Origin of the sequence: Enterobacter cloacae complex sp. 372C4 (genome assembly GCF_050030615.1) — a bacterium.
Lineage (GTDB): Bacteria > Pseudomonadota > Gammaproteobacteria > Enterobacterales > Enterobacteriaceae > Enterobacter > Enterobacter intestinihominis.
The window spans coordinates 4,617,357-4,641,830 of record NZ_JBLGUQ010000001.1; the positions used below are offsets into that span (position 1 = coordinate 4,617,357).

At 55.0% G+C, this 24,474-nt stretch carries 28 protein-coding genes and 1 other annotated feature; of the genes, 18 read left to right on the top strand and 10 right to left on the bottom strand.

Annotated features, from left to right (window positions below; genetic code table 11):
• Positions 1–351 precede the first annotated feature (351 nt).
• The gene (locus ACQG11_RS22415; RefSeq protein WP_003856804.1) at positions 352–603 is read left to right on the top strand and encodes a YciN family protein; all 252 of its coding nucleotides are present in this window, start codon (positions 352–354) and stop codon (positions 601–603) included.
• Positions 604–638: 35 nt separating this feature from the next.
• Here the strand turns inward: ACQG11_RS22415 and sohB are convergent, their stop codons facing one another.
• A complete protein-coding gene (gene sohB / locus ACQG11_RS22420) occupies positions 639–1,685 on the bottom strand; it encodes a protease SohB (RefSeq protein WP_038416163.1) in 1,047 nt (348 codons plus the stop codon).
• Positions 1,686–1,937: 252 nt separating this feature from the next.
• On the opposite strand from sohB, the gene ACQG11_RS22425 reads away from it, so the two are divergent.
• The gene (locus ACQG11_RS22425) at positions 1,938–2,699 is read left to right on the top strand and encodes a YciK family oxidoreductase (protein ID WP_022648324.1); all 762 of its coding nucleotides are present in this window, start codon (positions 1,938–1,940) and stop codon (positions 2,697–2,699) included.
• Positions 2,696–3,286 (top strand): cob(I)yrinic acid a,c-diamide adenosyltransferase, encoded by a 591-nt coding sequence (gene cobO / locus ACQG11_RS22430; protein WP_023300262.1) that lies wholly within the window; start codon positions 2,696–2,698, stop codon positions 3,284–3,286. Before ACQG11_RS22425 ends, cobO begins: the two co-directional genes overlap by 4 nt.
• Positions 3,287–3,321: 35 nt before the next feature.
• Here the strand turns inward: cobO and rluB are convergent, their stop codons facing one another.
• The 3 genes from rluB to rnm form a co-directional block, all read right to left on the bottom strand.
• Complete coding sequence (rluB, locus tag ACQG11_RS22435; RefSeq protein ID WP_003856794.1) at positions 3,322–4,197, bottom strand: 23S rRNA pseudouridine(2605) synthase RluB; 876 nt, start codon at positions 4,195–4,197, stop codon at positions 3,322–3,324.
• 97 nt (positions 4,198–4,294) lie between these two features.
• Positions 4,295–4,915 carry an L-threonylcarbamoyladenylate synthase gene (locus tag ACQG11_RS22440; protein ID WP_003856793.1) on the bottom strand — a complete coding sequence of 207 codons (621 nt, stop codon included), beginning with the start codon at positions 4,913–4,915 and terminating at the stop codon, positions 4,295–4,297.
• The gene (gene rnm, locus ACQG11_RS22445; protein ID WP_032622438.1) at positions 4,912–5,793 is read right to left on the bottom strand and encodes an RNase RNM; all 882 of its coding nucleotides are present in this window, start codon (positions 5,791–5,793) and stop codon (positions 4,912–4,914) included. Before rnm ends, ACQG11_RS22440 begins: the two co-directional genes overlap by 4 nt.
• A gap of 139 nt (positions 5,794–5,932) precedes the next feature.
• Here rnm and trpL point away from each other — a divergent pair, with 139 nt between their 5' ends.
• The 8 genes from trpL to yedF all read left to right on the top strand — a co-directional run bounded on the left by trpL (position 5,933) and on the right by yedF (position 14,220).
• Positions 5,933–5,977 (top strand): trp operon leader peptide, encoded by a 45-nt coding sequence (gene trpL / locus ACQG11_RS22450; protein WP_071524153.1) that lies wholly within the window; start codon positions 5,933–5,935, stop codon positions 5,975–5,977.
• Positions 5,954–6,048, top strand: a sequence feature (Trp leader region). (Overlaps the previous gene by 24 nt.)
• 23 nt (positions 6,049–6,071) lie before the next feature.
• The gene (locus ACQG11_RS22455) at positions 6,072–7,634 is read left to right on the top strand and encodes an anthranilate synthase component 1 (RefSeq protein ID WP_046619707.1); all 1,563 of its coding nucleotides are present in this window, start codon (positions 6,072–6,074) and stop codon (positions 7,632–7,634) included.
• On the top strand, positions 7,634–9,229 hold the full coding sequence (gene trpD, locus ACQG11_RS22460) for a bifunctional anthranilate synthase glutamate amidotransferase component TrpG/anthranilate phosphoribosyltransferase TrpD (RefSeq protein ID WP_022648332.1): 1,596 nt from the start codon (positions 7,634–7,636) through the stop codon (positions 9,227–9,229). The genes ACQG11_RS22455 and trpD overlap by 1 nt, the downstream gene beginning before the upstream one ends.
• Positions 9,230–9,232: 3 nt before the next feature.
• A complete protein-coding gene (gene trpCF / locus ACQG11_RS22465) occupies positions 9,233–10,591 on the top strand; it encodes a bifunctional indole-3-glycerol-phosphate synthase TrpC/phosphoribosylanthranilate isomerase TrpF (RefSeq protein ID WP_032624116.1) in 1,359 nt (452 codons plus the stop codon).
• A 10-nt stretch (positions 10,592–10,601) separates the two neighbouring features.
• Entirely contained in the window at positions 10,602–11,795 is a 1,194-nt protein-coding gene (gene trpB / locus ACQG11_RS22470) for a tryptophan synthase subunit beta (protein WP_022648334.1), read from the top strand.
• Positions 11,795–12,604 carry a tryptophan synthase subunit alpha gene (gene trpA, locus ACQG11_RS22475; RefSeq protein ID WP_426728847.1) on the top strand — a complete coding sequence of 270 codons (810 nt, stop codon included), beginning with the start codon at positions 11,795–11,797 and terminating at the stop codon, positions 12,602–12,604. The genes trpB and trpA overlap by 1 nt, the downstream gene beginning before the upstream one ends.
• Positions 12,605–12,778: 174 nt before the next feature.
• A complete protein-coding gene (yedE, locus tag ACQG11_RS22480; protein ID WP_426728848.1) occupies positions 12,779–13,990 on the top strand; it encodes a selenium metabolism membrane protein YedE/FdhT in 1,212 nt (403 codons plus the stop codon).
• Positions 13,987–14,220, top strand: coding sequence for a sulfurtransferase-like selenium metabolism protein YedF (gene yedF, locus ACQG11_RS22485; RefSeq protein ID WP_003856774.1), 234 nt, complete (start codon positions 13,987–13,989; stop codon positions 14,218–14,220). The genes yedE and yedF overlap by 4 nt, the downstream gene beginning before the upstream one ends.
• A 286-nt stretch (positions 14,221–14,506) precedes the next feature.
• Here yedF and ompW read toward each other — a convergent pair whose 3' ends face one another.
• Positions 14,507–15,139 (bottom strand): outer membrane protein OmpW, encoded by a 633-nt coding sequence (gene ompW, locus ACQG11_RS22490; RefSeq protein WP_426728849.1) that lies wholly within the window; start codon positions 15,137–15,139, stop codon positions 14,507–14,509.
• A 282-nt stretch (positions 15,140–15,421) separates the two neighbouring features.
• Here ompW and ACQG11_RS22495 point away from each other — a divergent pair, with 282 nt between their 5' ends.
• The 5 genes from ACQG11_RS22495 to yciA all read left to right on the top strand — a co-directional run bounded on the left by ACQG11_RS22495 (position 15,422) and on the right by yciA (position 20,009).
• Positions 15,422–15,826, top strand: a complete 405-nt coding sequence (locus ACQG11_RS22495) for a YkgJ family cysteine cluster protein (RefSeq protein ID WP_045621607.1) — start codon at positions 15,422–15,424, stop codon at positions 15,824–15,826.
• A gap of 25 nt (positions 15,827–15,851) precedes the next feature.
• Positions 15,852–16,595: a YciC family protein gene (locus ACQG11_RS22500; RefSeq protein WP_426728850.1), complete on the top strand. Its 744-nt coding sequence runs from the start codon at positions 15,852–15,854 to the stop codon at positions 16,593–16,595.
• Positions 16,596–16,608: 13 nt separating this feature from the next.
• A complete protein-coding gene (locus ACQG11_RS22505) occupies positions 16,609–17,148 on the top strand; it encodes a septation protein A (protein ID WP_003856762.1) in 540 nt (179 codons plus the stop codon).
• Positions 17,149–17,328: 180 nt separating this feature from the next.
• Positions 17,329–19,515 (top strand): TonB-dependent siderophore receptor, encoded by a 2,187-nt coding sequence (locus ACQG11_RS22510; RefSeq protein WP_426728851.1) that lies wholly within the window; start codon positions 17,329–17,331, stop codon positions 19,513–19,515.
• Between the two features lie 98 nt (positions 19,516–19,613).
• Positions 19,614–20,009 carry an acyl-CoA thioester hydrolase YciA gene (yciA, locus tag ACQG11_RS22515; RefSeq protein WP_022648341.1) on the top strand — a complete coding sequence of 132 codons (396 nt, stop codon included), beginning with the start codon at positions 19,614–19,616 and terminating at the stop codon, positions 20,007–20,009.
• Positions 20,010–20,047: 38 nt separating this feature from the next.
• Here yciA and tonB read toward each other — a convergent pair whose 3' ends face one another.
• Positions 20,048–20,770 carry a TonB system transport protein TonB gene (tonB, locus tag ACQG11_RS22520; RefSeq protein WP_032622462.1) on the bottom strand — a complete coding sequence of 241 codons (723 nt, stop codon included), beginning with the start codon at positions 20,768–20,770 and terminating at the stop codon, positions 20,048–20,050.
• Positions 20,771–20,991: 221 nt separating this feature from the next.
• On the opposite strand from tonB, the gene ACQG11_RS22525 reads away from it, so the two are divergent.
• Complete coding sequence (locus tag ACQG11_RS22525; RefSeq protein WP_032624111.1) at positions 20,992–21,288, top strand: YciI family protein; 297 nt, start codon at positions 20,992–20,994, stop codon at positions 21,286–21,288.
• A 33-nt stretch (positions 21,289–21,321) separates the two neighbouring features.
• On the opposite strand, the gene leuE is transcribed toward ACQG11_RS22525, so the two are convergent.
• The 4 genes from leuE to ACQG11_RS22545 all read right to left on the bottom strand — a co-directional run bounded on the left by leuE (position 21,322) and on the right by ACQG11_RS22545 (position 22,867).
• Entirely contained in the window at positions 21,322–21,957 is a 636-nt protein-coding gene (gene leuE / locus ACQG11_RS22530) for a leucine efflux protein LeuE (RefSeq protein WP_006810877.1), read from the bottom strand.
• Between the two features lie 67 nt (positions 21,958–22,024).
• A complete protein-coding gene (locus ACQG11_RS22535; RefSeq protein ID WP_426728852.1) occupies positions 22,025–22,435 on the bottom strand; it encodes an Exc2 family lipoprotein in 411 nt (136 codons plus the stop codon).
• An 11-nt stretch (positions 22,436–22,446) separates the two neighbouring features.
• Positions 22,447–22,575 carry a KPN_01571 family protein gene (locus tag ACQG11_RS22540; protein WP_426728853.1) on the bottom strand — a complete coding sequence of 43 codons (129 nt, stop codon included), beginning with the start codon at positions 22,573–22,575 and terminating at the stop codon, positions 22,447–22,449.
• Between the two features lie 118 nt (positions 22,576–22,693).
• The gene (locus ACQG11_RS22545) at positions 22,694–22,867 is read right to left on the bottom strand and encodes a YciY family protein (RefSeq protein ID WP_017384232.1); all 174 of its coding nucleotides are present in this window, start codon (positions 22,865–22,867) and stop codon (positions 22,694–22,696) included.
• A 143-nt stretch (positions 22,868–23,010) separates the two neighbouring features.
• Between ACQG11_RS22545 and cls the strand changes: the two genes are divergently transcribed.
• Positions 23,011–24,471, top strand: a complete 1,461-nt coding sequence (gene cls, locus ACQG11_RS22550; protein ID WP_022648349.1) for a cardiolipin synthase — start codon at positions 23,011–23,013, stop codon at positions 24,469–24,471.
• The last annotated feature ends 3 nt before the right edge of the window (positions 24,472–24,474 follow it).

The following is a 24,474-nucleotide window of genomic DNA, read 5'->3' on the forward strand; positions in this document are numbered from 1 at the left end:
ATTTCCCTTCCGCTGACGACGAGCCATTGATATTGCGACGTCGTCAGGGGATATCAACCCCTTTGTCTTACCGAACGTCAGTATGGCGACATCCAGGTCATTGAGTTTTCGGGTATTTTTCTCACATCAAAGTTCATTCGTGACGAATTCCCGGTCGAATGTCAAGCAATTCTGTTGCCAGAATGACGAAAGCGCACACTGTACCTGATAAAATTCGTTACGCAACTTTATTAGCATGCAAAAGCAAATCCCGCCAGCCAGCCCCTGTTCCTTATACCCGTGGATAGCAGGGAAAATTTGCCCCCGAAGCGACCCAGGCGTAGACTATTGTCACTGTTTAAGGAGTGGAATATGCAGAATACGACCCAACCCATTGACCGAGCTTCACTGCTTATCGAAGCAAACAAACTCATTCGCGACCATGAAGACACCCTCGCGGGGATTGAAGCGACTGGCGTGGAACAACGTAATGGCGTGCTGGTGTTCAGCGGTGAATACTTCCTTGATGAACAAGGGTTACCAACCCCGAAAAGCACCGCCGTGTTTAACATGTTTAAATACCTGGCGCATACCCTCTCAGAGAAGTACCACCTGGTCGATTAAAACGAAAACGCGAGGCATCTGCCTCGCGTTTTTCTTTACAGCAGCGGCTTTTGTCCGCGCTGCAACCAGCGTAGCAGCAGGCGATCCGCGCTTTCTGCCGCACTATTGGTTAAACGGTCGAGCAGGCGCTTACGTCGGGTGAAGCGCACCCCCACCAGCTCACGGCCTTCCATCAGGTTGAGCAGGAGGTCGTCGCTGGTACCCACTTCATCCACCAGCCCTTTCTCCTGCGCCTGCGTGCCGTACCAGTGTTCGCCCGTAGCCACCTGCTCAATGTCCAGCGTTGGGCGCATGCGGTGCACGAAATCTTTGAACAAATGATGGGTTTCGTTCAGATCTTCCCGGAACTTCTGCCGTCCCTCTTCGGTATTTTCGCCGAGCAGCGTCAGCGTACGTTTGTACTGACCCGCCGTATGCAATTCGATGTCGATCTCTTTATTTTTCAGGAAACGATTGAAGTTAGGGATCTGCGCAACCACCCCAATCGAGCCGATAATGGAGAACGGTGCTGCGACGATTTTATCCGCCACGCACGCCATCATATAGCCGCCACTCGCCGCGACCTTATCTACCGCCACGGTGAGCGGGATCTGTTTATCCCGCAGACGTTGTAACTGCGAAGCCGCCAGTCCATACCCATGCACTACGCCGCCCGGGCTTTCAAGGCGTACCACCACCTGATCCTGGGCTGTCGCCACGGCCAGCACCGCGGTCACTTCCTCACGCAGAGAGGAGACTTCATGCGCATCCATGCTACCTTTAAAATCGAGCACATAGACGCGCGGTTTTGCGTCAGCCTGTGGCGTGGCGAGCTTAGCTTTCGCCTTCGCGGCTTTGGCGTCCTGCTTATGTTTTTTCTTCTGGGCTTTTAGCCACAGCTTCTGTTGATGATCGTCAAGCAGCGCCAGAGACATCTCTTCCCGCATCTCTTTATACTGCTCGCTCAGGCGGGTAATGCGTAACTCACCACGCTGACGCTTACGCTGCGTCAGGTTGACAATCAGGACGGCAATCACCGCGACAGCAATAACCACCGTCGCGATTTTGGCCAAAAACAACCCATACTGAGAAAGTAATTCCACGCGTTCCACCTTGATTTAACCACGAATCTTTCACGCCAGTGTACAACAGCCCTGCGCAGGCGTCTCGCTCTGGACATTAGCTCTGCGAGGCGGCTTCAGGAATCCCCCGTTTCTGGTTTAAATCTTTGCAAATTGTTAATTTCCCAGCGTTCTGTCCTGTAGACTGATTGAATTCTGACGCGGTTTCGGGCATAAAGCCGAAAAGTCATAAATAAAGGTGCAAGTCACGCCCAATGCGCCTGAGGAGCCACCGTGCATTATCAGCCACAAAAAAACCTTCTACAGAACCGCATCATTCTGGTTACCGGTGCCAGCGACGGGATTGGTCGCGAAGCGGCGCTGACTTATTCTGAATACGGTGCGAGCCTTATTCTGCTGGGACGTAATGAAGAAAAGCTCAAAGCCGTTGCCCGTGAAATCGAAAACGCCGGCGGTACCCCCACACCCTGGTATACGCTCGATCTGCTGACCTGTACGTCAGCGTCATGTCAGGCCCTTGCCCAGCGCATTAGTACGCATTATTCGCGTCTGGACGGCGTACTGCACAACGCGGGGTTACTGGGCGAAGTGCGCCCGATGGATGAACAGGATCCGGAGATTTGGCAGCAGGTGATGCAGGTTAACGTCAACGGAACGTTTTTCCTGACCCAGGCCTTGCTTCCTTTATTACTTAACTCAGATTCCGGTTCGCTGGTGTTTACCTCCTCCAGCGTGGGGCGTCAGGGTCGTGCGAACTGGGGGGCTTACGCCGCCTCAAAATTTGCCACCGAAGGAATGATGCAGGTGCTGGCCGAAGAGTATCAAAACCGCCATCTGCGGGTTAACTGTATTAACCCTGGCGGTACGCGCACTAAAATGCGTGCCAGCGCGTTCCCGACAGAAGATCCGCAAAAGCTTAAAACCCCGGCCGATATTATGCCTCTTTACCTGTGGCTAATGGGTGACGACAGCCGTCGTAAAACCGGAATGACATTCGATGCTCAGCCAGGCCGCAAACCGGGGATATCGCAATGAGTGAAGACCGTCATCAGCAGCGCCAGCAGCGTCTCAAAGAACAGGTTGATGCACGCGTGGCGGCCGCTCAGGACGAGCGCGGGATCCTCATCGTGTTCACCGGCAACGGCAAAGGCAAAACCACCGCCGCATTTGGGACCGCCACCCGCGCAGTCGGGCACGGTCAGAAAGTGGGCGTGATCCAGTTTATCAAGGGTGAATGGCCCAACGGCGAGCGTAATCTGCTCGAACCGCATGGCGTTGAGTTTCAGGTGATGGCGACCGGTTTTACCTGGGATACCCAGAACCGGGAAACAGATACCGCAGCCTGCCTCGCCGTCTGGGAGCATGCCAAAAGAATGCTCTCTGACCCGTCGCTGAACATGGTGTTGCTGGATGAGATCACCTATATGGTGGCCTATGACTACCTGCCGCTGGAAGCCGTGCTGGAGGCCCTCAGGAACCGCCCTGCACACCAGACGGCGATCGTCACGGGGCGCGGGTGTCATCGGGACATTCTGGAGCTGGCCGATACCATCAGCGAGCTGCGTCCGGTTAAGCATGCGTTCGATGCGGGTATCAAAGCGCAAATAGGGATTGATTACTGAAGAAAAAAGCCCGGTATATTCACCGGGCTTTTAGATTAACCGTTGTTATTACGGCTGCCAGAGCGGCGATTGCTGCTAACCTGGCTGTGACGTTTAACCGCACGGCGGATCTGGTTCGCCTTCATACGACGACGATCTTTCTCTACCGCCACTTTCGATGTGGTTTCTGGCGTCAGGCCAACCAGATCGCGCAGGTAGTTAGTTTGCGTCAGATCCAGCTCGGTATAGCCGCCACGTGGCAGGCCTTTCGGCAGCAGGATGTCGCCATAGCGGACACGAATCAAACGGCTTACCTGGACACCGACCGCTTCCCACAGACGACGCACCTCGCGGTTACGTCCCTCTGTCAGGGTAACGTTGTACCACTGGTTAATGCCTTCACCACCGGTAAACTTGATGGTTTTGAACGCCGCTGGGCCGTCTTCCAGCTGAACGCCACGCGACAGATCGCGCAGTTTGTTCTCATCAACCTGGCCGAAAACACGAACGGCGTATTCACGCTCCACTTCACGACTCGGGTGCATCAGGCGGTTTGCCAGTTCACCATCGGTGGTGAACAGCAGCAGGCCACAGGTATTCACGTCCAGACGCCCTACGGCAATCCAGCGGGCGCCACGCAGTTTTGGCAGACGGTCGAACACCGTCGGGCGGCCTTCCGGATCGTTGCGGGTACACAGTTCGCCTTCCGGCTTGTAGTAAGCCAGCACGCGGCAGATCTGTTCAGCGGACTCTTTCACGGAGATAAGATGGCCGTCAATGCGGATCTTCAGCCCCGGTACGATTTCAACGCGGTCACCGAGTGTGGCGATTTTACCGTCCACACTCACGCGACCTGCTTCAATAATGGCTTCGATTTCACGGCGCGAACCGTGGCCGGCACGCGCCAGCACTTTCTGTAACTTCTCGCTCATTGAGCTTCCTCAGGTGTCGCCTTCACAGGCGTCGAATCAGGTCAAAAACAGGGCAACGCCCTGCTTTGATGGCCGCGTAGTATATCTGCTTACACCCTTACAAGAAAGGCTTAACATCGCCCACGCCTTCACGAATCACTTCTGGCGCGTCTTCGGTGAGATCCACCACGGTGGTCGGTTGCTGGCCTAGATAGCCGCCATGAATAATCAGCTCCACCACTTTCTCCAGACGATCTTTGATCTCTTCCGGGTCGGACTCGGTAAACTCACTGCCCGGCAGCATCAGCGAGGTAGACAGCATCGGCTCGCCGAGGGTTTCCAGCAGCGCCTGGGCAATCGGGTTCGACGGCACGCGCATGCCGATGGTTTTACGTTTTTCCTGCAACAGACGACGCGGCACCTCTTTTGTCCCTTTCAGAATGAAGGTGTAGTTTCCCGGCGTGTTGTTTTTGATCAGGCGAAAGGCCACGTTGTCGACATACGCATAGGTCGACAGCTCAGAGAGATCGCGACACATTAGGGTGAAGTTGTGGCCGTCCGGCAGTTGGCGGATGCGACAGATGCGCTCCATCGCCCCTTTATCCTCGATTTTACAGCCCAGCGCGTAGCCAGAATCGGTTGGGTAGACAATAACGCCACCTTTACGGACGATTTCCACAGCCTGATTAATCAGACGTGGCTGTGGGTTATCCGGATGGATATAGAAAAACTGACTCATACTTCCCTCTCTTCAATTTGCTGTGGCTGTTCCCAGAGCTGCCAGACGGGCTCAACGCCAGCGGGTAACCAGAGCTTGCGCCCCAGTTCAATCCACGCGCAGGGCTGATGGAAATCTGAACCCTGTGACCCAAGCAGGCCAAACTGACGGGCGTAGGTCGCGAGCTGCGAACGCTCATTGGGTGCCTGCTGACACTGGGCAACTTCCATCGCCTCACCGCCGGATTCGGCAAAGTGGGCCAGCAGCCTTTTCAGCCATTTAGCAGAAAGATTATACCGCCCCGGATGGGCCAATACGGCCTTACCACCAGAATGATGAATCACATCAATAGCTTGTTTTATTGTACACCACTGGGGAGGAACGTATCCGGTTTTCCCGCGAGCCAGATACTTTTTAAACACATTCGCCATGGTCGTCGCTTTACCGGCGTCAACCAGAAAACGGGCGAAATGGCCGCGCGTGACCGCCCCACCGTTCGCCAGCTTGCGCGCGCCTTCCAGCGCACCGGGGATATGCGCCTTCTCAAGACGTTCGCCTATCAACTCCGCGCGTTGATTGCGTCGTGCTTTTTGTTCTTGCAAAAATGCGCACATTGCCGGATGTTCTGTATCAATATTCAGGCCAACGATATGAATTTCGTGGTTTTCCCAGAGCGTGGAGATCTCGACCCCGGGCACCAGATTTAGCGCCAGCCCGCTTCGGGCAATCTCGGCGCGCGCGGCGGGGATGGCGTCTGTTGTGTCGTGATCGGTTATTGCCAGCGTGCCGACACGCATTTCAACGGCGCGATGGACCAGGGCTTCGGGCGTCAGCAGGCCATCTGAAGCCTGCGTATGGCTGTGTAAATCATAAATTACGGCGTAGGTGGTATCGCTCAAAGCACTTCCCATAACAGTCTGGAGACATCCGAAGCACCTATGATACCGACTTACCGCGAAATACTGAAATCAGGGGTTGACAACACGCCATCGAACTAGTTAACTAGTACGCAAGTTCACACGAGAAAGGTATCTGAAAATGACAGCACATTTCGCTCTGCACGGTTGGTGGCGTACTTCCTGATCTTCGGGCAGTGTCACGCGTCTGCGAAAAGCAAACAGATACCCAGCCCGCTCCCAAGCGGGCTTTTTTTTGAACAGAATATGAGAATAACAACATGCAAACAGCCAAACCCCACCTCGAACTGCTGACCTGCGAGGCGGCCTATCGCCATAACCCTACCGCGCTCTTTCATCAGGTGTGCGGTGCACGTCCTGCGACGCTGCTGCTGGAATCTGCTGATATCGACAGCAAGGACGATCTCAAAAGCCTGTTGCTGGTTGACAGCGCGCTGCGCATTACCGCATCGGGTGACACTGTCACTATTAAGGCGTTATCCGAGAATGGCGCGTCGCTGCTGCCGCTGCTGGATGCGGCTCTGCCTTCAGGCATTGAAAATGAGCGTCATCCGGACCTGCGAATTCTGCATTTCCCGCCGGTAAGCCAGTTGCTGGATGAAGATGCCCGCCTCTGCTCACTCTCCGTTTTCGACGCCTTCCGCCTGCTGCAAAATCTGGTCAATGTGCCGGAAGATGAGCGCGAAGCAATGTTCTTTGGCGGGCTGTTTGCTTACGACCTGGTTGCTGGCTTTGAAGATTTACCGGAAACCGAGCAGGGTAACCGCTGCCCGGACTACTGCTTCTACCTGGCCGAAACCCTGCTGGTGATCGACCATCAGAAAAAATACACCCGCATTCAGGCCAGCCTGTTCACGCCATCTGTGTCTGAGAAAAATCGCCTCGCGCAGCGCATCGGCCAACTGCAACAGCAGATGTCAGAAGCACCGCCCGCGCTCCCGGTGCAGCGTGTTGAAAAGATGACCTGCGAGGTGAGTCAGACCGACGATCAGTACGGCGCGGTGGTGCGTCAGATGCAAAAAGCGATTCGTGCCGGGGAGATTTTCCAGGTGGTGCCGTCCCGTCGCTTTTCACTGCCCTGCCCGTCGCCGCTGGCGGCTTACGATGTGCTGAAAAAGAGCAACCCAAGCCCGTACATGTTCTTTATGCAGGACAATGATTTCACTCTGTTCGGCGCGTCACCGGAAAGCTCCCTCAAGTACGACGCCACCAGCCGCCAGATTGAGATCTACCCGATAGCGGGAACCCGTCCACGCGGCCGTCGTGCCGATGGCTCCCTGGACCGCGATCTCGACAGCCGCATCGAACTGGAAATGCGTACCGACCACAAAGAGCTCTCCGAACACCTGATGCTGGTTGACCTGGCACGTAACGACCTGGCGCGTATTTGTACGCCGGGCAGCCGCTATGTGGCAGACCTGACCAAAGTCGACCGCTACTCCTTCGTCATGCACCTGGTATCCCGTGTGGTGGGTGAGCTGCGCCACGACCTCGACGTCCTGCACGCCTACCGCGCCTGCATGAACATGGGCACGTTGAGCGGCGCGCCGAAAGTCCGCGCCATGCAGCTGATTGCCGAAGCTGAAGGCCGCCGTCGCGGCAGCTACGGTGGCGCGGTGGGCTATTTCACCGCTCACGGTGACCTCGATACCTGCATCGTGATTCGCTCCGCCTACGTTGAGGACGGCATTGCTACCGTCCAGGCCGGGGCCGGGATTGTGCTGGATTCTGTTCCGCAGTCGGAAGCCGACGAAACCCGCAGTAAAGCGCGCGCGGTACTGCGCGCCATTGCTACCGCACACCATGCACAGGAGATTTTCTGATGGCTGACATTCTGCTGCTCGATAATATCGACTCCTTTACCTACAACCTGGCAGATCAGCTGCGTGCGAATGGGCACAACGTCGTTATCTATCGCAACCACGTTCCGGCCCAGACGCTGATTGACCGTCTGGCGACCATGCAAAACCCGGTGCTGATGCTCTCCCCGGGGCCAGGCGCACCGAGTGAAGCGGGCTGTATGCCTGAGCTGTTGACCCGTATGCGCGGCAAGCTGCCGATTATCGGCATCTGCCTCGGCCACCAGGCGATTGTCGAAGCCTACGGTGGTTACGTGGGTCAGGCGGGGGAGATCCTGCATGGTAAAGCGTCAAGCATTGAACATGACGGTCAGGCGATGTTTGCCGGTCTGCCGAACCCGCTTCCGGTGGCGCGTTACCACTCACTGGTCGGCAGCAATATTCCGGCCGGGCTGACGATTAACGCCTCGTTTGAAGGGATGGTGATGGCGGTGCGTCACGATGCGGATCGCGTCTGCGGGATGCAGTTCCACCCGGAATCTATCCTGACGTCTAACGGCGCGCGCCTGCTGGAGCAAACGCTCAACTGGGCGCTGCAAAAGCTGGAGCAGACCAACACCCTGCAACCGATTCTGGAAAAACTGTATCAGGCCCAGACCCTGAGCCAGCAGGAGAGCCACCAGCTTTTCTCCGCCGTAGTGCGCGGCGAGCTGAAGCCTGAGCAGCTGGCCGCTGCGCTGGTGAGCATGAAAGTGCGCGGCGAAAGCCCGCAGGAGATCGCCGGTGCGGCAACCGCGCTGCTGGAAAATGCCGCCCCGTTCCCGCGCCCGGACTATCCGTTTGCCGATATCGTTGGGACCGGTGGCGACGGCAGCAACAGCATCAATATTTCGACCGCCAGCGCCTTTGTGGCGGCGGCATGCGGACTGAAAGTGGCGAAGCACGGCAACCGCAGCGTGTCCAGCCGTTCCGGATCGTCCGACCTGCTGGCGGCTTTCGGTATCAACCTGGACATGAACGCTGAGCGTTCCCGTGAAGCGCTGGATGACCTGGGCGTCTGTTTCCTTTTTGCGCCGAAGTATCACACCGGTTTCCGCCACGCGATGCCCGTTCGCCAGCAGCTTAAAACCCGGACGCTGTTTAATGTGCTCGGTCCACTCATTAACCCGGCGCACCCGCCGCTGGCGCTGATTGGCGTTTACAGTCCGGAGCTGGTCCTGCCGATTGCGGAGACGCTGCGCGTCCTCGGTTACCAACGCGCCGCCGTGGTACACAGCGGCGGGATGGATGAAGTTTCCCTGCATGCGCCCACGCTGGTGGCCGAACTGAATAACGGCGAAGTGCTGAACTATCAGCTTGAGGCCGCTGATTTCGGGTTGACCCCGTACCATCAGGACGCCCTGGCGGGCGGCACGCCGGAAGAAAACCGTGACATTCTCACGCGCTTATTACAAGGTAAAGGTGAGGCCGCCCATGAGGCCGCCGTGGCGGCCAACGTAGCCATGCTGATGCGTTTACATGGCGAGGAAGATCTGAAAGCCAACGCCCAAAAAGTTCTGGACGTACTGCGCTCCGGTGCAGCTTACGATCGCGTTACCGCACTTGCGGCAAGAGGGTAAATAATGCAGACCGTTTTAGCGAAAATCGTCGCCGATAAGGCCATCTGGGTGGAAGCCCGTAAGCAACAGCAGCCGCTCGCCAGTTTTCAGAATGACGTCGTTCCGAGCAGCCGTCGTTTCTATGATGCCCTCCAGGGCGCGCGTACCGCGTTTATTCTGGAGTGTAAAAAAGCGTCTCCGTCCAAAGGCGTGATCCGTGACGATTTCGACCCGGCGCGTATTGCCGGTATCTACAAGCATCATGCGTCTGCCATTTCTGTGCTGACGGATGAGAAATATTTCCAGGGCAGCTTCGATTTTCTGCCCGTAGTCAGCGGCATCGCGCCGCAGCCGATTCTGTGCAAAGACTTTATTATCGACCCGTATCAGATCTGGCTGGCGCGCTTTTACCAGGCCGATGCCTGCCTGCTGATGCTCTCCGTGCTGGATGACGAACAGTATCGCCAGCTCTCCGCCGTCGCGCACAGCCTGAATATGGGCGTGCTTACCGAAGTGAGCAACGAAGAGGAGCTGGAGCGCGCCATCGCGCTGGAAGCCAAAGTGGTCGGCATTAACAACCGCGACCTGCGCGACCTGTCGATTGACCTCAACCGTACGCGCCAGCTTGCGCCGCGTCTGGGTGCGGGCGTCACGGTGATCAGCGAATCCGGAATCAACAGCTACGCTCAGGTGCGCGAACTCAGCCACTTTGCCAACGGTTTCCTGATCGGTTCCGCGATGATGGAACACGACGATCTTAATGCGGCCGTGCGCCGCGTGCTGCTGGGTGAGAACAAAGTTTGCGGCCTGACCCGTGAACAGGATGCGCAGGCGGCGTATGAGGCGGGCGCAATCTATGGTGGTCTGATCTTTGTTGAGTCCTCTCCTCGCGCCGTTAATGAAGAACAGGCGCGCAAGGTGATTGCGGCTGCGCCACTGAGCTACGTGGGCGTGTTCCGCAATGCGGATATTAACGACGTTGCGGCGAAAGCGGACGCGTTATCCCTGAGCGCGGTTCAGCTACATGGCGATGAAGATCAGACATACATCGATGCTCTGCGACATGTTCTGGCACCTCAGGTTCAGATCTGGAAAGCGCAAAGCGTTGGCGCCATCCTGCCCGCGCGTAACCTTACGCATGTTGATAAATACGTGCTCGACAACGGCCAGGGCGGCACGGGGCAGCGTTTCGACTGGTCACTGCTGCGTGGCGAAGTGCTGGACAATGTCCTGCTGGCGGGGGGATTAAGCCCCGATAACTGTGTGGAAGCAGCCAAAACCGGCTGCGCCGGCCTCGATTTCAATTCAGGCGTAGAGTCCCAACCGGGCATAAAAGACGCCAGCAAGCTGGCATCGGTATTTAAAACTCTGCGTGCATATTAAGGAAGAGAAGATGACGACATTACTTAACCCGTATTTTGGTGAGTTTGGTGGGATGTACGTCCCACAAATCCTGATGCCCGCGCTGCGCCAGCTGGAAGAAGCGTTCGTGAGCGCGCAGAAAGATCCGGCGTTTCAGGCGGAGTTTACTGACCTGCTGAAAAACTACGCCGGTCGTCCGACGGCACTGACCAAATGCCGCAACCTGACCGAAGGCACCAGAACCACGCTCTACCTTAAACGTGAAGATCTGCTGCACGGCGGCGCGCATAAAACTAATCAGGTGCTTGGCCAGGCTCTGCTCGCCAAACGTATGGGTAAAACCGAAATTATCGCCGAAACCGGCGCGGGCCAGCACGGCGTGGCCTCTGCCCTCGCCAGCGCCCTGCTCGGCCTGAAGTGCCGCATCTATATGGGGGCGAAAGACGTTGAACGCCAGTCGCCTAACGTGTTCCGTATGCGTCTGATGGGGGCGGAAGTGATCCCTGTGCACAGCGGTTCTGCCACGCTGAAAGATGCCTGTAATGAAGCGCTGCGCGACTGGTCTGGCAGCTACGAAACCGCCCACTACATGCTCGGTACCGCGGCAGGCCCGCACCCGTTCCCGACCATCGTGCGTGAATTCCAGCGCATGATCGGTGAAGAGACTAAAGCGCAGATCCTCGAAAAAGAGGGTCGCCTGCCGGATGCGGTGATCGCCTGCGTTGGCGGCGGATCTAACGCCATCGGCATGTTTGCCGATTTTATCGACGAAACCAGCGTTGGGCTGATTGGCGTTGAGCCTGCCGGCCACGGCATTGAAACGGGCGAGCACGGTGCGCCGCTGAAGCATGGTCGCGTGGGGATCTATTTCGGCATGAAGGCCCCGATGATGCAGACCGATGAAGGGCAGATTGAGGAGTCTTACTCAATTTCAGCCGGGCTGGATTTCCCGTCCGTAGGGCCGCAGCACGCGTTCCTCAACAGCACCGGCCGCGCGGATTATGTCTCCATCACTGATGACGAAGCGCTGGAGGCCTTCAAAACGCTGTGTCGCAATGAAGGGATCATCCCGGCGCTGGAGTCTTCCCACGCGCTGGCACACGCGCTGAAAATGATGAAGGAAAACCCGGAAAAAGAGCAACTGCTGGTGGTAAACCTTTCCGGTCGCGGTGACAAAGATATTTTCACCGTTCACGATATTCTGAAAGCACGAGGGGAAATCTGATGGAACGCTACGACAACGCATTTGCACAACTGAAAGCCCGCCAGGAAGGCGCTTTCGTTCCCTTCGTGACGCTGGGCGACCCCGGTCCGGAGCTGTCGCTGAAGATTATCGATACCCTGATTGACGCCGGTGCCGACGCGCTGGAGTTGGGGATTCCGTTCTCCGATCCGCTGGCGGATGGCCCGACAATCCAGAATGCGACGCTTCGCGCGTTTGCTGCGGGCGTGACGCCGGGCCAGTGCTTCGAAATGCTGGCGGCGATCCGCCAGAAGCACCCGACCATTCCGATCGGCCTGCTGATGTACGCCAACCTGGTGTTCAGCCGCGGTATTGATGCGTTTTACGCAGAGTGCGCCCGCGTGGGCGTTGACTCCGTGCTGGTGGCTGACGTGCCCGTTGAAGAGTCTGCGCCGTTCCGTCAGGCGGCGATGCGCCACAACGTCGCGCCGATTTTCATCTGTCCACCGAATGCTGATGACGATCTGTTGCGCCAGATTGCCTCTTACGGACGGGGTTACACTTACCTGCTCTCCCGTGCGGGCGTCACCGGTGCGGAAAACAAAGCCGCGCTTCCGCTGCATCATCTGGTGGAGAAGCTGGCAGAATACCATGCTGCACCGCCGCTTCAGGGCTTTGGGATTTCCTCTCCGGATCAGGTTACTGCGGCGATTGACGCGAAAGCCGCCGGGGCCATTTCCGGTTCGGCTATCGTGAAAATCATCGAGAAGAACGTGGATAAGCCAGATCAGATGCTGGCTGAGTTACACGCATTCGTCACATCCATGAAAGCGGCCACACACAAGGCGTAACCGTTAACACCGTCTGGCCCCGGCGTCAGGCGGTTTTCCCTTCTCTCTTCCTGAAAGAAGCAGGTCAAAATTGATCCTGTCGATATTTTCGGTGTGAATGACTTTTCAAACTTTCGCGTAAGCGTATGATCTGGGCTCTTTTTAGCGTTACCCTTCTGAGTTCAGAGGTTATTCATGTCCTGGCATTCCTTCAAACAGACTTACCTGGTTAAGTTCTGGTCACCTGTTCCGGCCGTTATCGCGGCAGGCATTCTCTCTACCTATTATTTCGGTATTACCGGCACCTTCTGGGCTGTTACGGGCGAGTTTACCCGCTGGGGTGGGCAGCTATTACAGCTGGCAGGCGTTCATGCCGAAGAGTGGGGTTACTTCAAACTGATCCATCTTGAGGGCTCACCGCTGACCCGCATCGACGGAATGATGATCATTGGCATGTTTGGCGGATGTTTTGCGGCCGCGCTGTGGGCCAACAACGTTAAGTTGCGCATGCCGAAAAGCCGCATCCGCATTATGCAGGCCGTGGTCGGCGGTATCATTGCCGGGTTTGGCGCCCGCCTGGCGATGGGCTGTAATCTGGCCGCGTTCTTTACCGGTATTCCGCAGTTCTCGCTGCATGCCTGGTTCTTTGCCGTCGCCACCGCCATTGGCTCATATTTCGGTGCAAAGTTCACCCTGCTGCCACTGTTCCGCATTCCGGTGAAAATGACGAAAGTTAGCGCTGCATCTCCGTTAACGCAAAAACCCGATCATGCGCGTCGTCGCTTCCGCCTCGGTATGCTGGTCTTTTTTACTATGGTTGCCTGGGCGATTTGCACGGCGATGAATCAGCCCAAACTCGGTCTGGCCATGCTGTTCGGCGTCGGCTTTGGTCTGCTGATTGAACGCGCGCAGATCTGCTTTACCTCCGCGTTTCGCGATATGTGGATCACCGGACGTACCATGATGGCGAAAGCCATTATTGCCGGGATGGCCGTGAGCGCGATCGGGATCTTTAGCTATGTTCAGCTCGGCGTTGAGCCGAAAATCATGTGGGCCGGTCCTAATGCGGTCATTGGCGGGCTGCTGTTTGGTTTTGGCATCGTGCTGGCGGGCGGGTGTGAAACTGGCTGGATGTATCGCGCCGTGGAAGGCCAGGTGCATTACTGGTGGGTTGGTCTGGGTAACGTGATTGGCTCAACCCTCCTGGCGTACTACTGGGATGACGTCTCTCCAGTACTGGCAACCAACTGGGACAAGGTCAATTTGCTGAATACCTTTGGTCCACTCGGGGGGCTCATGGTGACCTACGCCCTGCTGCTTATCGCCTTCTTACTGGTTATTGCGCATGAAAAGCGCTTCTTCCGGCGTGCCACCGTCAAAACTGAAACTCAGGAGAATGCCGCATGAAAGAGATCGTGCCTGATTATCGTCTCGATATGGTGGGTGAACCCTGCCCTTACCCGGCTGTCGCCACGCTTGAGGCGTTACCGCAGCTTAAGAAAGGTGAAATTCTGGAAGTGGTGAGCGATTGCCCCCAGTCGATCAATAACATTCCGCTTGATGCCAAAAATCACGGCTATACCGTGCTGGATATCCAGCAGGACGGACCAACAATTCGTTATTTAATTCAGAAGTGATTTCACGATCGAAAAAGGCCTCTCAGAGGCCTTATCTAGTTTACTGGCTTTGGCCACCGTCGTCGTCTGAGTTTCGGCAGGCATGAATGAGTGGTGAGACGTGTTCCGCAAACGGAACAGATAGCACCGTGAGGTAGGCTATGTGCTGGGCTGAACGTCGTGAACTGAAACTGTTTACCTGCACAAACCGGACACTCAAATTTGATGTTGGGGATATCCCCTCCAGCCAGGTATGTGGAACAACCACCATACAGCAATCCCCGGCTGACCGGGGATATATCTTCTGTCAGAAACGATAACCCGCTGAGAACATAAATACCCACGGATCCAGACGGGTATTGATACTTTGCTGCTGGCCGCCAGCTTTAAAGCGCACGTCCGTCTCAATGTCCATATACCAGACCGAGGCGTTGATCAGCCAGTCACGGTTAATCAGATAATCCAGACCAACCTGCCCCGCCATGCCCCACGAGTCTTTCAGGCTGAGATCGGATAGCCCAGCCTCTTTACCGGTATCGTTAAATTTCTCATCAAAGAAGGTGGTGTAGTTAACGCCTGCACCAATATAAGGGCGTAACTTGCTGCTGAAATCGCCGAAGTACCACTGCGCCATCAGGGTTGGTGGTAAATGGTGCACCGTAGCAATGTCCCCGGTCGGCCCTAAACCGACGCGGTGACGGAATGGCGTGGCGGCCAGAAGCTCAACGCCAATGTTATCCGTAGCCATATACGTGAATGTCAGGCCTAACTGGGTGTTATTGCTAACGTTAAACCCGCCCATACCCAGTACATTGTCGGAACCTTCCGTTGGACGCACCGTTGCCGAACCGGCACGAATAAAGAATTCACCTGCTTCATGCGCGTACGCGCCGCCAGAGAGACTGCTTAAGATAAGGGCTGCCACCGCTAATTTTTTCATATCCGCTCCATCGTTGTGGTTTTAATTGCGGAGGAGAATATACTCACAAATGAGTAATAAGTGATCTAACACAGATCACATTAAAACCAGTAAGTTAACATTCATTGATCTAGGTTAATTTTTGGTGACGCCTCATAAAGCAATAAGTTGTTACCGCGTCAATTTTTGGCATTTCATAGTTACAAAATTTTCTGTTTTTCCTCTCTTGCGCTTCCTGTAGCGGCTGGATAATTTATCGCTCTCACAATCTGATTTGATGCGTTCTACTTTTGCAGGTGTGCCATGAGTGATCATAACCCGTGCATGACGTGCGGAGCCTGTTGTGCGTATTTTCGAGTCTCTTTCTACTGGGCTGAAGCCAGCGATGGCGGCGGCACCGTTCCGGTTGATCTCACTGAACCCTTGACCCCTTTCCTGCGTTGCATGCGCGGCACCAACCAAAAACAGAGCCGCTGTGTGGCACTGCAAGGTGAACCTGGGGTATCCACCCGCTGTTCCATTTACGCGGATCGCCCCAGCCCGTGTCGCACTTTCGCGATGTCGGGAGTGGATGGGCAGGTCAATGAGGCATGCAATCGCGCCCGCGCCCGCTATGGATTACCGCCGCTTTACAAAGATATGCTTTTCCATACAAGCCTTGATGCTGCCACCAGCGTGTTATCCGGTGTACAATTGCCGGCTAATTAACACCTGCAATACTCAAGGAGAGTGCATGTCTATCACGGCGAAGTCTGTCTACCGTGACACGGGAAATTTTTTCCGCAATCAGTTCGTTACTTTTTTACTGATCGCGTTGTTGTGCGCCTTTATTACGGTGGTGCTGGGTCATGCGTTCTCACCCAGTGATGAACAGATTGCCTCGCTGAGCCAGGGGGATCATCTTGCAGGCAGCGCAGGGTTATTTGACCTTGTGCAGAATATGACGCCAGAGCAACAGCAAATCTTGCTGCGTGCATCTGCGGCATCTACCTTCTCGGGGCTGATCGGCAACGCCATTCTGGCGGGTGGCGTGTTGCTGATGATCCAGCTGGTGTCTGCCGGCCTACGCGTCAGCGCGTTACGTGCCATCGGGGCCAGTGCTCCGGTGCTGCCGAAACTGTTTATCCTCATCTTCCTGACTACGCTGCTGGTCCAGATGGGGATAATGTTGGTTGTCGTTCCGGGCGTGCTGCTGGCTATCGTGCTTTCATTTGCGCCAGTAATGGTTGTGCAGGACAAAATGGGTATTTTCACCGCCATGCGCAGCAGTATAAGGCTCGCGTGGGCGAATATGCGTCTGGTCGCCCCGGCCGTTATCAGCTGGTTGCTGGCCAAGACTCTACTGTTGCTGTTTGCGCCGAATTTTGCGGTATTAACGCCAAACGTCGGCGCGGTTGTCGCCAATACGCTGAGCAATCTGATTTCAGCTGTACTGCTGGTCTATTTGTTCCGCCTGTACATGTTAATTCGTCAGTAACCGGGATCGCAGAATGAAGCAGTTTCTTGATTTTTTACCGCTGATCGTATTTTTCGCTTTTTATAAGCTGTACGACATCTATGCCGGCACGCTGGCGCTGATCGTGGCAACGGCTGTGGTGCTGATTTACAGCTGGGTTCGCTATCGCAAAGTTGAAAAGATGGCGCTCATCACTTTCCTGATGGTGGCGGTGTTTGGTGGTCTGACGTTGTTCTTCCACAATGATGAATTTATCAAATGGAAGGTCACAGTGATTTACGGCCTGTTTGCGGGCGCGCTGCTCATCAGCCAGTGGGTGATGAAGAAGCCGCTGATCCAGCGCATGCTGGGGAAAGAACTGACGCTGCCGCAGGCTGTGTGGGGGCGTCTGAATATCGCCTGGGCGCTATTTTTTATTCTGTGTGGTCTGGCGAATATCTATATCGCATTCTGGCTGCCGCAGAATATCTGGGTCAACTTCAAGGTGTTTGGCCTGACGGCGCTGACCCTTATCTTCACCCTGCTCAGCGGCGTTTATATTTATCGCCACATGCCGCAGGATGACAAGCACTGATCCTTCTGGCCAGATCGTCACGCGGTCTGGCCTCTTTTCCCGCCTTCTCTTTTCTCCACAATCTTCCTGCGAAAATGTCTGAATCATGAAGATTTTATGGAGATTGCTGTCGCTTTATTGTAATGAGAATCACTATCATTAATATTCTTCATCGCATTTTTAACAAATGGAAATGAGTTGATGAATAACATAATAAGATTTGCCCCGGCTACACTTACACTCGCCATTCTTTCAACGCTATACCAGAGCGCGCACGCAGCGGAGGATCCTCTCGCCGATGGTGAAACAATGGTCGTTCAGGCAACCGCTGAAGAGGCCCTAAAGCAACAGCCGGGGGTTTCCATCATCACGGCAAAGGACATAGAAAAGGATCCACCGGTTAACGATCTTTCGGAAATTATTCGCAAAATGCCCGGGGTTAACCTCACCGGAAACAGCGCGACAGGCAGTCGTGGTAACAACCGTCAGATCGACATCCGCGGTATGGGGCCAGAGAACACGCTGATTCTGATTGACGGTGTGCCGGTGACGTCACGTAACTCGGTGCGCTACAGCTGGCGCGGGGAGCGCGACACCCGCGGGGACACCAACTGGGTTCCGCCAGAGATGGTTGAGCGTATTGAAGTGCTCCGGGGACCAGCTGCCGCCCGCTATGGTTCGGGGGCTGCCGGCGGCGTCGTCAACATCATTACCAAACGCCCGTCCAACGACTGGCACGGCTCCCTCTCCCTGTACACTAACCAGCCTGAAAATGATAAAGAGGGGGCGACGAAACGCGCTAATTTTGATCTGAGCGGCCCCCTCGCGGGCGATGCGTTAACGATGCGCCTGTACGGGAACATCAACAAAACCGACGCAGATGCTCAGGACATCAACACCGCGCAAAACGGCTCTTACGCCGCCGGGCGAGAGGGCGTACGTAACAAGGACATTAATGCCCTGCTCTCCTGGAAACTCACGCCACAGCAGATTATCGATTTCGACTACAGCTACAGCCGCCAGGGCAATATCTACGCGGGTGATACTCAATACAGCAACAGCAACGTCAGCCCTGACGGTCTGGTGTCGTCCCTGTATGGACACGAAACCAACCGAATGTACCGCCAGTCTTATGGCATTACGCACAACGGCATCTGGGACTGGGGTCAGTCAAAGTTCGGGGTTTATTATGAAAAGGCCAACAACACCCGACTGGAAGAAGGCTCTACGGGCAAAGTTGAAGGGATGATCAATAGCGATAAATACGATACCAGCCGGCTGGAGTCATACCGTTCAACGGGTGAACTGAACATTCCTTTCTTCTGGCTGGTAGAACAGACGCTAACCGTGGGTGCAGAATGGAACCGTGATGAACTGAACGATCCGGCCTCAATGCAGTCGACAAATGTGTCGGGAGAAGTGATTAACGGCGTTCCCGGCACGGCTTCTGAGCGCAACAGCAAAAACAGCGCTGACCTCACCGGCATCTATCTTGAGGACAATATTGAAGCGCGTCAGGGCACCAACCTGATCCCAGGGCTCCGCTTTGATTATCACAATCAGTTTGGCAGCAACTGGAGTCCGAGCCTGAACCTCTCTCAGGATTTGGGTGACATGTTCAAGGTTAAAGCGGGTATCGCTCGGGTATTTAAAGCGCCAAACTTGTATCAATCCAGCGAAGGCTATCTGCTTTCCACCCGCGGTAATGGCTGCCCGAATAACGTTTCCGAAGGAAGCTGTTATCTGTTAGGTAACCCGGATCTGGATCCGGAAATCAGCGTGAACAAAGAGATCGGCCTGGCCTTTGCCCTGGAAGGCTACGAGGCTGGAATTACCTGGTTCCGCAATGATTACAAAAACAAGATCGTTTCAGGAACGGATGTGCTGGGGCAGACAAGCAGCGGCGCAAATATCCTGCAATGGGAGAACGGCGGTAAGGCCGTTGTTGAAGGTCTGGAAGGCAACCTCACCGTCCCTGTTATTCGCGACACGCTAACCTGGCGTACTAATGCGACGTATATGATTCAGTCTGAAAGTAAAGACACCGGTAATCCGTTGTCGATTATCCCCAAATATACCGTCAACACCATGCTGGACTGGGAGGTTAACAGCAAGCTTTCAGCCAACGTAAGCTGGACGATGTACGGCCGCCAGAAGCCCAGAGAAAACGCTGAAATCCGCAAAGAGGAAAATGCGATGTCCAACAGAGAGATCGGCGCGTATTCCATCGTGGGTATCGGCAGTAACTATCAGCTGACCAAAAACCTGCGCCTGAATGCCGGCATCAGCAACCTCTTTGACAAGCAGATTTACCGTGAAAATGACGGTGCATCTACCTATAACGAACCGGGCCGCGCCTATTACGCTGGCGTAACCATGTCCTTCTGACCTTCAGGCGCCCGCGCTGCGGGCGCTAACCCTATTCTCTCCAGCCAGAAATCATAGTAGCATCCCGCCTGAAGTCTTCAGTTACGAGTTTAAAAACAATGACAACAAATGACGCCCCACAGGGCGAACTGGTTTTACGCACACTGGCAATGCCTGCGGATACGAATGCCAATGGCGATATTTTTGGCGGCTGGTTAATGTCGCAGATGGATATGGGCGGTGCAATCCTGGCAAAAGAGATTGCACACGGGCGCGTGGTAACCGTCCGGGTCGATGGCATGACCTTCCTGCGCCCTGTCGCGGTGGGGGACGTGGTGTGCTGTTACGCACGCTGCGTAAAACGCGGCAATACGTCTATCTCCATTAACATTGAAGTATGGGTGAAAAAAGTCTCTTCTGAACCGATTGGTCAGCGCTATAAGGCGACGGAGGCCCTGTTCATCTACGTGGCAGTGGATAGCGACGGTAAGCCCCGCCAGCTCCCACGGAGCTGATCCTCAGGTAAAAAAAAGCCTCCTTGCGGAGGCTTCTTTTATTCCATCTGTGCCCCGCCGTTCAGGCGGAAGACAATATTTACAATCAACCCATTGCCGGGTTTACCGGCTTCATAACGCCACCTGCGCATGGCCGATTTAACTTCGCGTTCAAACATATTCGCCGGCTGTGCGGACAGGATTTCCACGTTATCCACACGTCCATCAGCCGTAACGTCGAATTTCACCCGTACACGCCCTTCAATACGTAACGCCTGAGCACGTGCCGGATACTGCGGCTGGTTACGGCTCAGCGCGCGCGGGCCCGCTGGCGCCGTTACCGTCGGTTTTGTAGCGGTCGTGGTGTTACTCATCAGCGGACGTGACGGGGCGGCATTTTCAACCGGCTGCGTGGTGCGTGGCTCAACCGGACGCACTTCGCGTTTCGGACGCTCTTCCACCTTTTTGACCGGCTTGGGTTTTGGCTTCGGCTTAGGTTTCGGCTCTGGCTTATGGATCACCACCGGCGCTTCTTTTGGCGGTTCAGGAATCGGCTCGGGTTCCGGCTCGGGTTCAACAACGGGCTGTGGCGGCGGCGGCGCAACCTGCGGCGGTTCAAGATCCGCGGGCGATACCATGGTCACAGAAATTGGCTGCGCTGGCGCTGGCATTTCAATAACCTGATGAACCGAGGTATAGAGCAGACCCGCCACGACAGCACCGTGAATAACGACGGAAAGCAGCGTCGGCCATGGAAAGCGGCGAGGTAAATCAAGGGTCATCGAAGTCATAATCATCAACGTTAAAAAACCGAACCTCGATTTTAAATGCAAATAGCAATCATATTCAATAAGACACTTTGTCCTGGCGCAATTTAAGCGTATAAGAGGGCAAAAAAGGGGCATCCAGATCAGGGTTTTAACATTGTTATTATCTTTACATTGCAGTCATTTGTGCTTTCACATAACGTAAATGTCACTTTTACCGGTTAAGGAGCTTTGCCGTGCTTTATGTGATTTACGCTGAAGATGTACCTGATTCTCTGGAAAAACGTCTTTCCGTTCGCCCTGCCCATCTGGCGCGTTTACAGCTGCTACAGGATGAAGGTCGGTTGCTGACCGCAGGCCCGATGCCTGCCGTTGACAGCAACGATCCGGGAGCAGCGGGTTTTACCGGCTCCACGGTGATTGCCGAGTTTGAATCTCTGGAAGCCGCGCAGGCCTGGGCAGAAGCAGACCCGTACGTCGCAGCCGGCGTGTACGAGAAAGTCGCGGTTCGCCCGTATAAAAAAGTGTTCTGAAATGAAAGGCTCCCTCGGGAGCCTTTTCTTCATTCAGTGCAGCGACGCCAGCCTCGCCGCAAATCCAACAAACAGCAGGCCTATCAACCCGTTCCCCAGCTTCGCCAGTTTCTTTTTGGTTTTCAGGTAACGCGTGACAAACGCGCCTGAGAAAATGAGGAAGCTCATGTACATGAAGCTGATTAGCTCAAGCGTTGTGGCGAGGATCAGGAACGACGTGCCGGTATTCTTCGCATTGACATCAATGAACTGCACGAAGAACGATACGTAAAAGAGAATCGCTTTCGGGTTCGTCAGGCTCAGCACCAGCGAACGCTTAAGGATCGCGCTTGCCGGTTCGGCGCTACTTTCGTGCGCATTTTTTTGACGTGTCATAACGGACCAGAGCATTTTTCCGCCGAGCCACAGCAGATAAAACGCCCCAAGATAGCGGACAATATTAAATAATACCGGAGTGGTCTGGATCAACGCGGCAACGCCCGCCCAGGCCAGAAACATCAGCACGGCATCACCAATAAACACACCGGTGGCTGCCAGATAGCCTTTCTTAACGCCGTGGCCAATCCCTGTTTTCAGCACAAACAAGGTGTTCGGTCCTGGAACCAGCACGATAAAAAATGCGCCGACAACATAGGTCCAGAAATTCAGTACACCAAACTCCGCAAACACGTCTCACTCCTTTTGCTCAAAAACAGCGGGGATACCGGTAATTACGGTATCCCCTGAATCAGTTGCGCTATTGTACGCCGTTATAACCATCAAGATAAGTCGCGGCCAGTTCGTTACCAAATAATATGGCGTCTTTACTGTCCATGTCCGAAGACCATTTATCCTTCGCGTTGCCTGCGTACAATTCCTGCGACTTCGCATTTTCTTTCAGCTGATCGCGAATGCTTTGCTCGTATTCACTGGCTTCAGCCTGAGTCCGCCCTTCCGCACGGTCAGCTTTGCCCCGGGCATAAAGCTCGCGGAACTGCGCTACGTTCAGGTGATAATTTTTCTGCACGCTGGAGGTGTAATTGCCGCCAGTAAAGCTGGACTGATGCGACACGAAATAAAACGCGTGCCGTTCGGGTGAGGTTTTGCTACTGGCACAACCGCTTAATACTGCAATCCCGAAGAGTGCTGCCATCACTTTTACGTTCATCCTTTTTTCCTTTAATAAAGCCAATGTATTCCCCACGAAAAAACATAATCTGCCAATGAGGAAAATGACGAAAGTCCTAAACCTTCCCTGAGCGCATCCAGCGCCAAAAGTGCAATAAAAATCCAGAGATAAGGATTCATCTTTTAATATCATGACGTTATGGGGACGTAGTATATCGTGGAAAGCAGACGGGAGGAGACTGCAAAGATTGATAGTCTGGATGTTTAATGGGCACCTTTACGGTGCCCCTCATGCTTTTCAGATATCCTGGACCGCGAACAGCAGCGCGTTACGGTGTCTGTTCAGGCCACATTTTCTGATGGCGTGGATACGCATATTGCGGCGGGATTGTGCTTCCAGCCAACGAGCCTTACGACGACTCACCTGTCGCAACATGCGCCAGCGCCCTACTTCAGTTCTACTGCGCTTCATGTCTACAACTCTTTCTCTAACAGAGATGCCATTATATGCCTAAGCAGGCGGCAAACCAGCGCTTTTATCTGCCGTTTTTATTTGCCAGATGAATCCTGATGCGTAAACTCATAACAATACGCTTTCAAAAGGATTTTTTATTTATGACAACCTTCTACACCGTGGTGAGTTGGCTGGTCATTTTAGGATACTGGCTGTTAATTGCCGGGGTGACGTTGCGCATTCTGATGAAACGCAGAGCGGTACCTTCCGCCATGGCCTGGCTTCTGATTATCTACATTCTGCCGCTGGTGGGCATCATCGCCTATCTCTCTTTCGGTGAACTTCATCTGGGTAAACGCCGGGCCGAACGCGCCCGTGCCATGTGGCCCTCCACGGCAAAATGGCTTGCCGACCTTAAAGCCTGCAAGCATATCTTCGCCGAAGAGAACAGCAGCGTGGCCGCATCTTTGTTCAAGCTGTGCGAACGCCGCCAGGGCATTGCTGGGGTAAAAGGCAATCAGCTGCAACTGATGACCTCTTCCGATGACGTGATGCAGGCGCTGATCCGTGATATCCAGCTAGCCCGGCATAATATCGAGATGGTGTTTTATATCTGGCAGCCGGGCGGCATGGCGGACCAGGTCGCCGAATCGCTGATGGCCGCTGCACGTCGCGGTATCCACTGCCGCCTGATGCTGGACTCCGCCGGCAGCGTGGCCTTTTTCCGTAGCCCGTGGGCAGGCATGATGCGCAACGCCGGTATCGAGGTGGTCGAGGCGCTGAAAGTGAATCTTATGCGCGTCTTTCTGCGCCGCATGGATCTTCGTCAGCACCGGAAAATGGTTCTGATCGATAACTATATCGCCTACACCGGCAGCATGAACATGGTCGACCCCCGCTTCTTTAAACAGGATTCCGGCGTGGGGCAATGGATCGATTTGATGGCTCGCATGGAAGGCCCGGTGGCAACCTCTATGGGCATCGTCTATTCGTGCGACTGGGAAATTGAAACCGGTAAACGCATTCTTCCCCCGCCGCCGGATGGCAATATCATGCCGTTTGAGGAAGCCAGCGGGCACACTATCCACACTATCGCCTCCGGTCCTGGCTTCCCGGAAGATCTGATCCATCAGGCACTGCTTACCGCCGCGTACTCAGCGCGGGAATATCTGATCATGACCACGCCCTATTTCGTCCCCAGCGACGACCTTCTGCACGCCATCTGTACAGCGGCTCAGCGCGGAGTGGATGTGAGCATTATTATGCCGCGCAAGAACGATTCGCTGCTGGTCGGGTGGGCAAGTCGCGCGTTCTTTAGTGAGCTGCTGGCCGCGGGCGTTAAAATCTATCAGTTCGAAGGCGGTCTGTTACACACCAAGAGCGTGCTGGTAGACGGAGAGCTGAGCCTGGTGGGTACCGTCAACCTCGATATGCGCAGTCTGTGGCTGAATTTTGAAATTACGCTGGTCATTGATGACGCCGGTTTCGGCGGCGATCTGGCGGCGGTTCAGGATGATTATATCTCCCGCTCACGCCTGCTGGACGCCAGACTGTGGGCGAAACGTCCGCTGTGGCAGCGAATTGCCGAACGACTGTTTTACTTCTTTAGTCCGTTGCTGTAAAAC